The 13,556-nt window shown below is 42.7% G+C and carries 12 protein-coding genes; all 12 read right to left on the bottom strand.

Annotation, left to right across the window (positions count from 1 at the left end; translation table 11 throughout):
- Positions 1-2: 2 nt before the first annotated feature.
- The gene (locus PSU72_RS09015) at positions 3-578 is read right to left on the bottom strand and encodes an NUDIX hydrolase (protein ID WP_300432020.1); all 576 of its coding nucleotides are present in this window, start codon (positions 576-578) and stop codon (positions 3-5) included.
- Between the two features lie 44 nt (positions 579-622).
- The gene (locus PSU72_RS09010; protein WP_300432018.1) at positions 623-1,480 is read right to left on the bottom strand and encodes a neutral zinc metallopeptidase; all 858 of its coding nucleotides are present in this window, start codon (positions 1,478-1,480) and stop codon (positions 623-625) included.
- A 199-nt stretch (positions 1,481-1,679) separates the two neighbouring features.
- On the bottom strand, positions 1,680-3,128 hold the full coding sequence (nuoN, locus tag PSU72_RS09005) for an NADH-quinone oxidoreductase subunit NuoN (RefSeq protein ID WP_300432016.1): 1,449 nt from the start codon (positions 3,126-3,128) through the stop codon (positions 1,680-1,682).
- Positions 3,129-3,131: 3 nt separating this feature from the next.
- Complete coding sequence (locus tag PSU72_RS09000) at positions 3,132-4,658, bottom strand: NADH-quinone oxidoreductase subunit M (RefSeq protein WP_300432014.1); 1,527 nt, start codon at positions 4,656-4,658, stop codon at positions 3,132-3,134.
- Positions 4,659-4,660: 2 nt separating this feature from the next.
- The gene (gene nuoL, locus PSU72_RS08995) at positions 4,661-6,697 is read right to left on the bottom strand and encodes an NADH-quinone oxidoreductase subunit L (RefSeq protein ID WP_300432013.1); all 2,037 of its coding nucleotides are present in this window, start codon (positions 6,695-6,697) and stop codon (positions 4,661-4,663) included.
- A gap of 8 nt (positions 6,698-6,705) precedes the next feature.
- Positions 6,706-7,011 carry an NADH-quinone oxidoreductase subunit NuoK gene (gene nuoK, locus PSU72_RS08990; protein WP_300432012.1) on the bottom strand — a complete coding sequence of 102 codons (306 nt, stop codon included), beginning with the start codon at positions 7,009-7,011 and terminating at the stop codon, positions 6,706-6,708.
- Complete coding sequence (locus PSU72_RS08985) at positions 7,011-7,664, bottom strand: NADH-quinone oxidoreductase subunit J (protein WP_300432011.1); 654 nt, start codon at positions 7,662-7,664, stop codon at positions 7,011-7,013. The genes nuoK and PSU72_RS08985 overlap by 1 nt, the downstream gene beginning before the upstream one ends.
- Positions 7,665-7,728: 64 nt before the next feature.
- Positions 7,729-8,220 carry an NADH-quinone oxidoreductase subunit NuoI gene (gene nuoI / locus PSU72_RS08980; RefSeq protein ID WP_013148452.1) on the bottom strand — a complete coding sequence of 164 codons (492 nt, stop codon included), beginning with the start codon at positions 8,218-8,220 and terminating at the stop codon, positions 7,729-7,731.
- 31 nt (positions 8,221-8,251) lie between these two features.
- Positions 8,252-9,295: an NADH-quinone oxidoreductase subunit NuoH gene (nuoH, locus tag PSU72_RS08975; RefSeq protein WP_300432010.1), complete on the bottom strand. Its 1,044-nt coding sequence runs from the start codon at positions 9,293-9,295 to the stop codon at positions 8,252-8,254.
- A complete protein-coding gene (gene nuoG / locus PSU72_RS08970; RefSeq protein ID WP_300432008.1) occupies positions 9,292-11,721 on the bottom strand; it encodes an NADH-quinone oxidoreductase subunit NuoG in 2,430 nt (809 codons plus the stop codon). The genes nuoH and nuoG overlap by 4 nt, the downstream gene beginning before the upstream one ends.
- The gene (nuoF, locus tag PSU72_RS08965; RefSeq protein ID WP_367186090.1) at positions 11,721-13,010 is read right to left on the bottom strand and encodes an NADH-quinone oxidoreductase subunit NuoF; all 1,290 of its coding nucleotides are present in this window, start codon (positions 13,008-13,010) and stop codon (positions 11,721-11,723) included. Before nuoF ends, nuoG begins: the two co-directional genes overlap by 1 nt.
- 53 nt (positions 13,011-13,063) lie before the next feature.
- The gene (gene nuoE, locus PSU72_RS08960; protein ID WP_300432005.1) at positions 13,064-13,537 is read right to left on the bottom strand and encodes an NADH-quinone oxidoreductase subunit NuoE; all 474 of its coding nucleotides are present in this window, start codon (positions 13,535-13,537) and stop codon (positions 13,064-13,066) included.
- Positions 13,538-13,556 lie beyond the last annotated feature (19 nt).

The raw sequence follows: 13,556 nt of genomic DNA, 5'->3' as shown, positions 1-13,556 counted from the left end.
AATTACTTAGATTGAAGTAAATCAGGATGAAGCGCCAAATACTTTTCGGTAAGAAACAAAGCAATAATTGTTTTTCCATCGGTAATTTCACCGCTTTTTATCATCTCTAAACAGTTAGCGAGGCTATCTTCATAAACAATTAAAGATTCATCATCATCACGAAAATGTGCGCCAGCAATCAAGCCATAAGCTAAGTAAGTATGTATCACCTCATTAGAGTAGCCTATACATGGATGCTGATACCCTAAACTCACCCAATGACTCGCTGTGTAGCCAGTCTCTTCTTCAAGCTCCCGCTTGCCAGTGACTAATGTATCTTCGCCTGCATCGATTTTTCCGGCTGGTAGTTCGATAAACACCTGATGTAAGGGATAACGAAACTGTTTTTCAAGCACAATGTTGCCATTCGGCAGAATCGGCACAACCAGCACTGCGCCTGGATGTGTCACATATTCACGCTGACTAGTATGCCCATTCGGCAAGCGAACTTGATCGCGCTTAACAGTAAGCATCCCTCCCGTTGCAATGGTTTGTGAATCGATGCAATGTTCTGTTAAATCATGATCTAGCATTTGCATTAAAATACTCTGTTGTGAATTGCTACTATTAAACTGCTAGTGAACTAAACGGATGCCGAACTAAAAGTATCACATTTTTTAATATCGCCAGTGCTTAAACCTTGATTAAACCAGTGTGTACGTTGCGCAGATGTGCCATGTGTAAAGCTATCTGGTACTGCATAACCTTGCGCTTGTTTTTGCAAGGCATCATCACCAATCGCAGCCGCTGCGGTCAGCGCTTCCTCCACATCACCGGCTTCTAATATACGATCTGCACCATCCGCACGATTTGCCCAAACGCCTGCATAGCAATCGGCTTGCAACTCCAACCTTACTGAGTACTGATTGGATTGAGCCTCGCTATGCGCACTTCGGCGAGCTTGCTGTACCTTATCTGAAATGCCAGTGATGTTTTGAATGTGATGCCCGACTTCATGCGCAATTACATAGGCTTGAGCAAAGTCACCTGGTGCATGAAAACGTGTTTTCATTTCATTATAGAAGGCTAAATCAATATAGACTTTTTGGTCACCCGGACAATAAAACGGTCCCATCGCAGCCTGACCAGAACCGCAAGCCGTGGGAGTTTGACCACTGAACAACACTAGTTTCGGTGCAGGATATTGTTGACCAGACGCCTCAAAAATTTTGCCCCACGTGTCTTCCGTGCTAGCAAGTACTTTAGCTACAAACTTCGCCATTGGGTCATCGGCTGGAATTGCTTGGGCTTCAGTTGGCGCCTGTTGCTGCAAGCCTTGACCGATATTGAGTACTACAGAAGGATCAACGCCAAAATACATAGCCACTAAGGCAATTGCGATAGTGCCGAGACCGATGCTTTTGCCGCCTATAGGTATGCCACCACCACTGCCGCGTCTATCTTCTACGTTACTGCTTTCACGTTCGTCATCTAAGCGCATATGAGCCTTTGAATACTAAGTTTTAATTGAGTTTAATCTGTTTGTATTTTGAATGACAAGCAAAAATATACAAGTACTTTTTGTATATTTTTGCTATGAAGAGCGCTGGCCTAATGAGTTAAGCCTGATAGGAGATAGATTTTTTACGATTGTTTACAAAGCAACTATAAACTGCGGATGAAATTCGACTGATTGAAATTTAACTTAAGCTTCTTGTAATAGCGTAAATACAAAGCTCCATCAATTTCTCTGGCATTAAACCAATCACTAATAAAGCCAGTGAGTTGATGCCCAACACAATACGCATGTCCATTGGCGCTTCGATTGGATTGCGATCTACAGGGTCATCGAAATACATCATTTTAATCACACGTAAATAGTAGAACGCACCAATCACCGCCATTAATACCGCAAATACAACTAACCATAAGTAGCCGGCTTGTAACGCAGCTTGTAGCACAGAAAATTTAGCATAAAAACCTAAAGTTGGCGGTACACCAGCCATACTAAACATCACAATCAACATTAAAAATGCATGCCATGGGCTGCGTTGATTTAGCCCTTTGAGGTCATCTAACTTATCTGCTTCAAAACCCTTGCGTGATAGCAGCAATATCATACCAAAACCCGCAAGCGTCATTAATACATAACTCACGATGTAGAACATTGCATACACAAAACCGTTAGTACTAGCACTCATCAAGCCGTACATCATAAAGCCGACATGTGAAATTGTTGAGTAGGCCAACATACGTTTTAAATTGGTTTGCGCGATGGCCGTGATGTTACCGATTATGATGGACAAGACCGCCATGAACATGAGCATTTGCTGCCAATCGATGGCTAATGACGGCAATGCTTGTACTAACAGACGAATCACGAATGCAAAAGCGGCTAGTTTAGGTACGGAGCTAATCAGCATTGTCATTGCTGTTGGCGAACCTTCATAAACATCTGGCACCCACATTTGGAATGGCACTGCGCCCAGCTTGAAAGCTAAACCTGAAACAATAAACACCAAACCTAAAATCAACACAGAATGTAATTTATCAGCACCAACTAATGCGCCGCTAATTTCAGCAATATTCAGGCTACCTGTCATGCCATAAATCATGCTCATGCCGTATAGCAACATGCCTGATGCTAATGCGCCAAGAACAAAGTACTTCATGGCAGCTTCGGTTGCTTTTGCGTTATCACGGTCAAGCGCTACTAATGCGTATAAACTCAACGATAATAGCTCTAGGCCTATATACAGCGTTAGCATGCTTTGGCCTGACACCATAATCATCATACCCACGACTGAAAATAGCGTTAAAGCATAAAATTCACCACGATACATATCACGTTGCTGTAAATATTGGCGGCTATAAACAAAGATTAATGAAGTACCCAAATAAATCATCAATTTCAATACGTCTGACATCGCATCATCAACAAAGGTGTTGGTAAACGCATAGCTAACGCTTGGTACATGTGTAGTAAACGTGATGTAAGCCGCAACCAATAATGTGACCTGTGCTAGCAAATAAATAGCGATGCGATTGGCAGGTTTAAGAAATAAATCTGCCAACAAAATAAACATCGCCATACATACGATGACAATTTCAGGTAAGGCTGTTATGAGGTCGTAACGAATATTTTCCATGACTTATAGACCTGACGGCAAACCTACAGGTAGCTTGCTTTGCATTAAATGTGAAAGAAGTTGTGTAACTGTTGCGTTTGTCATATCAGTAAGTGGCTGCGGGTATATACCTAAAGCCAATACCAAAACAGCTAATATCGCCAATATCAAGAATTCACGTTGGCATAGATCTTTAAGTGCAGCTACTTTTGCGTTAGCAATTTCGCCATAAAACACACGCTTCACCATCCATAAGGTGTAAGCTGCGCCAAAAATCAATGTAAATGAAGCTAAGAACGCGTACCAAAAGTTTTCTTGAATAGCACCTAAAATCACCATGAACTCCCCTACGAAGCCTGATGTGCCAGGCAAACCACTATTAGCCATGGCAAACAATACTGCAAATGCTGCGAAAATAGGCATGGTATTGGCTACGCCACCATAGGACTTGATTTCACGGCTGTGGACACGGTCATACAAAACGCCCACGCATAGGAACATAGCCGCAGAAATAAAGCCGTGGGATACCATTTGAACAATCGCACCTTCAAGACCTAGGTTATTAAATATGAAAAAGCCTAATGTAACAAAACCCATGTGTGAAATAGATGAATAAGCAATGAGCTTTTTCATGTCTTTTTGTACCAAAGCTACCAGCGCGATATAAACAATGGCTATCAATGACAAGGTAATCATAAAACCTGATAAATAATGTGCGGCATCAGGTGCGATTGGCATTGCAAAGCGTAAGAAGCTATATCCGCCAAGCTTAAGCGCAATTGCAGCCAATACTACAGAACCGCCAGTTGGCGCCTCCACGTGAGCATCGGGCAACCAAGTATGCACTGGCCACATTGGAATCTTTACTGCAAATGCTGCAAAAAATGCCAAGAAAATCAAAACTTGCACATTAAGCGGCATTTGATAGTTATAGAAATCTATGATTTCAAAGCTATTGGTGTTCATGTATAAATAAATGAATGCCACCAACATTAATAGCGAGCCTAGCAATGTGTACAAGAAGAACTTAATAGTTGCATAAACGCGGTTTGGGCCGCCCCAGATACCAATGATTAGGAACATTGGGATCAACATCGCTTCCCAGAATACGTAGTACAAAATAGCATCTAAGGCACTGAATACGCCTATCATCAAGCCACTCATAATAAGGAAACTTGCCATGTATTGCGCAACGCGTTTCTCAATCACTTCCCATGCGGAGATGATGACTATGACCGTAGTAAAACTTGTTAGCAGAATCAGTGGAATAGCAATGCCATCAGCACCTAAATGGTAGTTAATATGGAAGGCTGGAATCCAGTTAAAACCTTCTTGAAACTGAAAACCACCATCAGCAAAATTAAAGTGTGTATAAAGTGGAATGGTGACCAAAAAGGCTGCTAGACCACCAATAAGTGCCACCCACCGAGTAGTGTCTGGCTTGTTATCATTAGAGGTGAACAATACCGCGATACCAGCTAATACTGGCACCCAAATTGAGAAGCTTAAAATATGACTAAAGAAGTAGTCGGAGCTAAAGTAATTCAACATTTTTATACTTTATTAAAGAATGTGAGCATCAAAAATACACCAATAATCATGGCAAATGCATAGTGATAAATAAGACCTGTTTGCAACTTGCGTACTACACCTGAAAGCTTGCCTATCAAGTTGGCTGTGCCATTGACTATGGCGCCGTCGATGATTTTCACATCACCAATTTGCCAAAGCTTATTACCAATAAAGACTGAGCCTGCGGCAAATACGCGTTCATTAAAGCTATCGAAGCCATATTTATTCTCAAGTATTTTATTGATAGTAGAAAATCTAGCTTGGATACTTGCTGGAATATCTGGACGCTTCATATAGAAGAACCACGCTACCGCAACACCTGAAGTTGCAAGCAATAGTGGCAATGACATCAAACTATGCAAAGCCATACCTGCAGCGTTATGCATGACTTCATGCCATTCATGGGTAAGTTCATGCATGGCTGGATGCGTTGCAGAATCAACAAATATGACGCCCTTAAAGAAACTACCGTATAGCATTGGCTCGATTGCGAAATAACCAATCGCTAATGACGGTATTGCCAATAAAATTAACGGCAACTTAATCACCCAACCTGGTTCGTGTGGGTCATCAGTAGGTGATAAGCCATGATGGTGATCATGGTCGTCATGCGCACCATGTTCATCATCGTAGTGTGCGTCATGTTTTACAGCACGCCATTTCTCAGTACCGTGGAATACCAAGAAGTACATTCGGAAACTATAGAAAGCCGTGACAAATACACCCGCTAATACTGCAAAATAAGCAAAGCCGCTACCAGTAATCGTTGACGCTTTTGCAGCTTCAATGATGCTATCTTTCGAGTAGAAGCCTGATAAAAATGGTGTACCGATTAAAGCTAGTGAACCAATTAGTGAAGTAATCCAAGTCACTGGCATGTATTTTTTCAAGTTACCCATGTTGCGAATATCTTGGTCATGATGCATACCCATTATCACAGAACCTGCACCTAAAAATAGCAAGGCTTTAAAGAACGCATGCGTCATTAAGTGGAATATCGCCACCGAGTAAGCTGAAGCACCTAACGCAACCGTCATATAGCCAAGTTGCGACAAAGTTGAGTATGCAACTACACGTTTGATGTCATTTTGGATAATGCCCAAAAAGCCCATAAACAGCGCTGTAATGCTACCAATAATCATCACAAAAGATAGTGCTGTTGAAGACAGCTCAAACAGAGGTGACATCCGTGCCACCATGAAAATACCAGCCGTCACCATGGTTGCTGCATGAATCAATGCTGAAATCGGCGTAGGGCCTTCCATAGAGTCAGGCAACCATACGTGCAAGGGCACTTGTGCAGATTTACCCATTGCGCCGATGAACAGCAAGATACAGGTCACAGTCATCAATGACCACTGCGCATTACCTATGAGGTTAATCTGTACATCCGCCATTTGCGGCGCGACTGAGAATACCGCGGCGTAATCTAAGCTGCCGAAATGGAACAATACCAAGCCTATACCTAGCAAAAATCCAAAGTCACCAACACGGTTCACCAAGAAGGCTTTTAAATTTGCGTAAATAGCCGTTGGGCGTGTATACCAGAAGCCAATCAATAGATAAGAAACCAAGCCAACGGCTTCCCAACCGAAGAACAACTGCATGAAGTTGTTGCTCATTACTAGCATCAGCATTGAGAAGGTAAAGAGAGATATGTAGCTGAAAAAGCGTGCGTAGCCTTTATCTTCATGCATATAGCCGATAGTGTAGATATGGACCATCAGCGAAACAAAAGTCACAACTACCATCATCATGGCGGAAAGTCTGTCGATTAAGAAGCCAATTTCAAAAGTGAAATTACCACTTTTTAGCCATGAGTAGACTGTTGCATTATAGGGTGCACTTGTCATTGCATCATTCAGCACATAAACCGACAGAGCAAATGAAGCACCTACGCCCAATATCGTGACTACATGAGCTGCGGCACGCGGCAATTGCTTACCAAACAAGCCGACTATGATTGCAGCTAATAGCGGTAATAGAGGAATAGCGAGATAAATTTGTTGCATTGTCATTCTTTTCGCTACCCTTTTAAACTATCTAAATCATCTACGTTAATAGTGCGTAGATTTCTGAACAACACCACCAAAATTGCTAGACCAATTGCAGATTCTGCAGCCGCCACAGTCAGGATAAAGAACACGAAAACTTGACCTGCAATATCGTGTAAATAATGTGAGAACGCAATAAAGTTAAGATTTACAGCAAGTAGCATTAGCTCAATTGCCATCAATAAAATAATTACATTTTTACGATTTAAAAATATGCCAATCACGCTAACAGCAAACAACAGCGCACCTAAAATTAGGTAGTGAGATAAACCAACCATTATTTAGTCTCCTGCGTATTCGTTGCATCTTCAGTTTTTTCAACGACCGCGTCCATTTTCAATATACGAAGACGATCAGCTTTTTTTACCAGTACCTGTTTAGATGGGTCTACAGATTTGCTTTCTTTTCTATCTCTTAAGGTCAACGCTATCGCCGCAACAATCGCTACCAACAACACAACTGAAGCTAATTCAAATGGCAATAAATAATCTGTGTAAAGCACGCGACCTAACTCTGCGGTGTTGCTGTAATCCGCTGGATGCGCTGCTGGAGCAATGACTTTATCAACACCAAAGTTGCGCACACCAACAATCATCACCATTTCTACTGCCATTAAGCCGCCAACAGGCAATGCAACAGGTAATGCATTCCAAAAGCCCTCGCGCAACTTATCAAGATTAATATCCAGCATCATCACCACGAATAAGAACAGCACCATGACCGCACCCACATAAACTAATACGAGTGCAATCGCTAAAAACTCGGCTTCTAATAACAACCAAATTCCAGCTGCAGTAAAGAACGCTAATACCAAGTACAAGGCAGCATACACAGGGTTACGGGTAGTGATCACGCTGATAGCCGCGTACAGCAATACAGCTGCTAGCGTATAAAAAACGATGTCTTGAAAATGTAAGCCAAAAAAGGTCATATCGATTCGGTTCTACCTAAACTCTTATATTTATCTAAATTCTTTTGCTATCTAAATGCTTTAACTATCTAAATTCTTTATCTTGCGCACGATCAGCAGCAATCTGTTTCTCATGCTTATCACCAACTGCCAGCAACATCTCTTTAGTGTAGAGTAAGTCACCTCGTTGCTCACCGTGATAGTCAAACACCCGTGTTTCAACAATAGAGTCCACTGGACATGATTCTTCGCACATGCCGCAAAAAATGCATTTAGTGAGGTCAATATCGTAACGTGTTGTGCGACGCGTATTATCTTCGCGCTGCTCAGATTCAATTGTAATGGCCATCGCTGGACATACCGCCTCGCATAACTTACAAGCAATACAACGCTCTTCACCGTTTGGATAACGGCGTAACGCATGCAAACCACGAAAACGGTTTGATTGTGGTGTCACTTCTTCAGGATATTGCACCGTGATTTTAGGCGCAAAAAAGTAGCGGCCTGTTAACGCCATCCCTTTTAGTAGCTCGACTAGCATTAAGCTAGAAAGCGTTGATTTAATTTTTGCGATCATAAATTTTTAAGTCAATATCAAAGTAGTCAAATTAGTGGAACAAGTAAGCATATGGCGTTTGCATCATACCGCCAACAAACACAATCCAAACAATGGTAATCGGAATAAACACCTTCCAACCTAAACGCATGATCTGATCATATCTGTACCTTGGGAAAGTCGCTCTGAACCATAAGAATAGGAACAACAAGAAAGCTACTTTAGCTAAAAGCCATAAGAAACTATCTGGAATAAACGGCACAGGTGACAACCAGCCGCCTAAGAACATGATTGCAGCGAGCATAGACACTAGAATCATGTTGGCATATTCAGCTAAGAAGAACACTGCAAACGCCATACCTGAGTATTCCACATGGAAACCAGCAACGATTTCTGACTCACCTTCAGCCACATCGAATGGTGCACGGTTAGTTTCAGCGACAGCACTAATAAAGTAAACGATGAACAAAGGAAATAGTGGTAAGAAATACCAGTGCCAGAAGCCACCCTCTTGAGCCATTACAATTTTGCCTAGATTCAATGTATTAGCGCACATTAACACGCCGACTAGTGCAAAACCCATGGCAATTTCATAAGACACGATTTGTGCCGCTGAACGCAACGCCCCTAAAAATGCGTATTTAGAATTTGACGCCCAACCTGCAATAATCACACCATAAACTGCGACTGAGGTCATTGCTAAAATATAAAGCAAACCAGCATCAACATTAGCCAGCACTAGAGTAGCATCGAAAGGCACTACCGCCCATGCCGCAAAGGCAGGCGCAATTGCTAATACTGGACCTAATAAAAACAAGGTTTTATTTGAAGCAGTAGGAATAACAATTTCTTTAAATAAAAGTTTTAAACCATCGGCGATTGGCTGTAATAAACCAAAATAACCCACGCGATTAGGACCAATGCGCACTTGCATATAGCCAATGACTTTACGTTCAGCTAGCGTGAGGTAAGCAACTGCCCCCATTAATGGCGCAACAATGGCAACAATTTTAATCAAAGTCCAAACAGTCAGTTGCACTGCTGGCCAGTAGCTACCAAATAGGTTGGAGCATAGCCCTAAGAAGGATGCGATCATGCTCGCGCCTCCGCAGTTGCATCAGCTTTGAGTTGCTCAGGTGATAGTTTTTCAACAGTAATATCGCCCATCAAATCACCCAAACCTATCGTATCTTCATGTGCGGCTGCTACACGTACACAACCTTTAGCTACGTGTTCATCCAATTTAACAGTGAGCACGGCACTACCCTTGTCTTGTTTCACTGAAACAAGGTCACCGTCAATCAGACCTAACTCAGCCAGTTGACTCGCGCACATGCGCGCCATTGGTTTGATGTTATATTTAGTTTTTTGTAACGGAGTTGAGCGACGCACAATTGGATCAGATTCATATTGTGGCACTTCACCGATGCGCTGCAAGCCTTCATGCTTAATGTTAATTTGAATTTCAACTAACTCTTTCAAGTTATTATTCAAACTACGCCAAACAACAGCAGATGGCTTTTCACCAGCAAATGCCGCCTCTTTAACTTGCTCACTAGTTTCATAGTCAAAACCTTGCAAACCTAAAGTGTTTGCTAATACTCGTAGCACTTTCCATGCTGGACGACATTCACCTAGTGGTCTAGTCACGGCAGTAAAGCTTTGTACGCGACCTTCCATGCTCATAAATGTGCCTGAAGTTTCAGTAAATGGCGCTATTGGCAACAATACGTCGGCATTTTCTAAAGCTTGAGATTTAAATGCAGTGAGTGCAACAACACATTCGGCTTTTTCCATCGCTGCTTTAGCTAAAGCAGCATGCTGACAATCAAGTTCAGGTTCAATGTTCACTAGTAAATATGCCTTACGTGGCACTTCTAGCATTGCACGTGCGTGCATACCAGTACCGTTTGGCATCACGCCTAGCATATGCATACCAGTGCTGTTCGCTGCGGCTGGCAAAATACCGCCTTTAGCGCCTGAAATACCGCCGATAGCTTCAGCCATACTATACATTTCAGTAAATCTAGGATCGCTTAACGCCATATTTCCTAAGAAAATACCGACTTTTGGTGAAATCAAATCGTACGTCTCACCATGTCCAGCCATGCTTTCAGCAATCGCTTGAGTATTTGGGCGTACTTTAATATCTGACAGCAATTGCGTAAGTGTTGGCGGCAAGCATAGTGACAATTTTTGCAAACCAGACATTGCCTTAAGCACTTGGCCAAGCACGTTGACCATATCATTCGGACGCACGATGACTTTATGCGCGACATCCATCAAAGGATTGTTATCCAGCGGACTGATGATAGATAGCTTAGCGCCATTCGCTACCGCTTTACGGAAGCGTTGCGCTAATAACGGATGCTCATTACGCAGATTTGAACCAATCACTAATATACGATCTAGCTCTTCAATCTCTTGTATATTACAGCCCATCCATGGCGTACCTAAACGCTTGCCATCTAACCTAAAATCAGTTTGGCGCAGACGATAATCCACGTTGCCACAACCTAAGCCGTCAGCCAATTTCTTAGCTAGATAGCCCTCTTCCATCGTGCTATTTGGTGAAACAAGCACGCCTAGTGATTCTGCGCCATGCTCATTAGTAATATCTTTGATTTGACCTGCAGCAAACTCTAGTGCTGTTTTCCAATCAGTTTCCACCCAATTGCCGTTATGTTTAATCATCGGCACTTTAAGGCGGTCTGGGCTGTTTAATCCTTCGTAAGAGAAGCGATCACGGTCTGACAACCAGCACTCGTTAATACTATCTTTTTCACGCGGCAATACGCGCATGACTTTATTGTCTTTTACATGCACTTCGATGTGCGAACCTAAGCCATCATGCGGCGCGATACTTGGGCGACGTGTCAGCTCCCAGCTACGGGCTGAATATCGGTAGGGTTTGCTAGTCAACGCACCAACTGGGCACAAATCGATGATATTACCTGACAGCTCTGAATTCACGCTCTTATCGACATAAGCAGTAATTTCAGCATGCTCACCACGACCGACCATACCAAGCTCCATCATACCGCCGACTTCTTTTAAGAAGCGTACGCAACGGGTACATTGAATACAACGTGTCATATCAGTGCTGACTAGCGGACCAATATTTTTATTAAAAACAACACGTTTTTCTTCAGTGTAACGTGAGCCACTGGTGCCATAAGCTACAGCAATATCTTGCAAGTCACACTCACCACCTTGATCGCAAATCGGGCAATCAAGCGGATGATTAATTAATAAAAACTCCATCACACTCTTCTGCGCTTCAATCGCAGATTTAGAACGTGTGAAAATCTTCATACCATCGGCTACTGGCGTTGCACAAGCTGGTAATGGCTTGTTGAATTTCTCAACCTGCACCAAGCACATACGGCAGTTAGCCGCTACGGATAATTTAGGGTGATAACAAAAACGTGGTATGGCAATGCCAGCCTTATCCGCAGCATCAATAATCGTGCTGCCGTGTTCGACTTCTAACTCTTTGCCATCTATTTCAATATTTAACATTATTGACTTTCCACCATACTCTTACCATGCTGAATATAGTATTCAAACTCTGGTCTAAAATGTTTAATGAAGCTTAACACTGGCGTTGCCGCAGCTTCGCCTAACGCACAAATAGTGCGACCTGCGATGTTGTTGCTTACATCTGTTAGCAAATCTAAATCTTCCATTTTGCCTTTACCGTTAACGATGCGGTCTATCACACGATAAACCCAACCGGTGCCTTCGCGGCATGGCGTACATTGACCGCAACTTTCTTCATAGAAGAAATAAGATAAACGATGCAAGGCTTTCACCATACAAGTAGTTTCATCCATCACGATCATTGAACCAGCACCTAAACTAGAGCGCGCTTTACTTAAGCCTTCATAGTCCATCGTCGCAGCCATAATCGCTTCTGCTGGCATCACTGGCGTTGATGGCCCGCCTGGAATCACCGCTTTAAGCTTACGACCTTTCCAAACGCCACCTGCAAGCTCTAATAGCTCATTAAATGGCGTACCCATTTTAACTTCGTAGTTACCTGGCTTTTCAACATGCCCAGACACTGAGAATAGTTTTGTACCGCCCGAATTAGGTACACCTAAGTCAGCAAAAGCTTGTCCACCATGCTCTAATATCCAAGGAATAGAAGTGTAACTTTCCGTATTGTTGACGTTGGTAGGCTTACCAAATACACCATAACTTGCTGGAAACGGCGGTTTAAAACGTGGCTGACCTTTTTTACCTTCAATTGATTCAATCAATGCAGTTTCTTCACCACAGATGTATGCGCCGTACCCATGCACTGCATATAAATCAAAATTAAAGTTGCTACCTAAAATGTTTTCACCTAAGTAACCAGCTGCTTTTGCTTCGTGCAAAGCCGCTTCAAATATCTCGTAATCTTGCCAGATTTCACCGTGAATATAGTTATAGCCTACGCGCGCCCCCAATGTATAAGCGGCAATTGCCATACCTTCAATCAACTGATGCGGATTGTAGCGAATAATATCGCGGTCTTTGAATGTGCCAGGCTCCCCTTCATCGGAGTTACAAACCAAGTACTTTACGCCATCAAAGTAGCGCGGCATAAAGCTCCACTTAAGACCTGTTGGGAAGCCTGCACCACCGCGACCACGTAAGCCGGAAGTTTTCACCTCGGTAATAATATCGGTCGCTTTAGTTTTCTCAGTCACGATGCGTTTTAACGCTGAGTAACCACCGAGTTTAATGTATGTCTCTAACGATGCTGGATTTTCTTCTGTGAGCGTGCGTAAGGTCACTAAAGTTTGACCTTTTAAATCAGTCATCACGACTGGCTTATGAAGTGCCGTTTTATCAACCGCGGATTTACTAGTTGCCATTATTTAAGCTCCTCAATAATCGCATCTACTTTTTCAACCGTCAGAAACTCATGCATATCAGTATTGTTTACATGCATCAAAGGCGCGCCACCACAACAGCCCATGCACTCACCCTCTTTTAGGCAAAATTTACCGTCGGGCGTCACTTCATTAAATCCAACACCCAATTTAGCTTTTAAATGATTAACAATCTCATCACTATCGCGCAACATGCATGAAATATTAGTACATATTGTGATTTTGTATTTTCCAACCGGAGACAAATCATACATATTGTAAAAACTTGCCACTTCCATCGCGGCGATTTCAGGCATACGCAAATATTGTGCTATTTCAGTAATGCTTTCCTTCGACAACCAGCCGCGCTCTGTTTGCACAATACGCAAGGCGCTCATCACCGCCGCTTGGCGTTGGTCAGCTGGATATTTTGTCAGCTCGTAATCTATTTTCTCTATGGCTTGTGGACTTAACATTTTTTATCTATCAGACCTA

The organism is Methylotenera sp. (assembly GCF_029945535.1).
In the GTDB taxonomy this organism is placed as follows: Bacteria; Pseudomonadota; Gammaproteobacteria; order Burkholderiales; family Methylophilaceae; genus Methylotenera.
The sequence above is the reverse complement of the archived record's forward strand: the minus strand, read 5'-3'. Positions and strand labels throughout refer to the sequence as shown.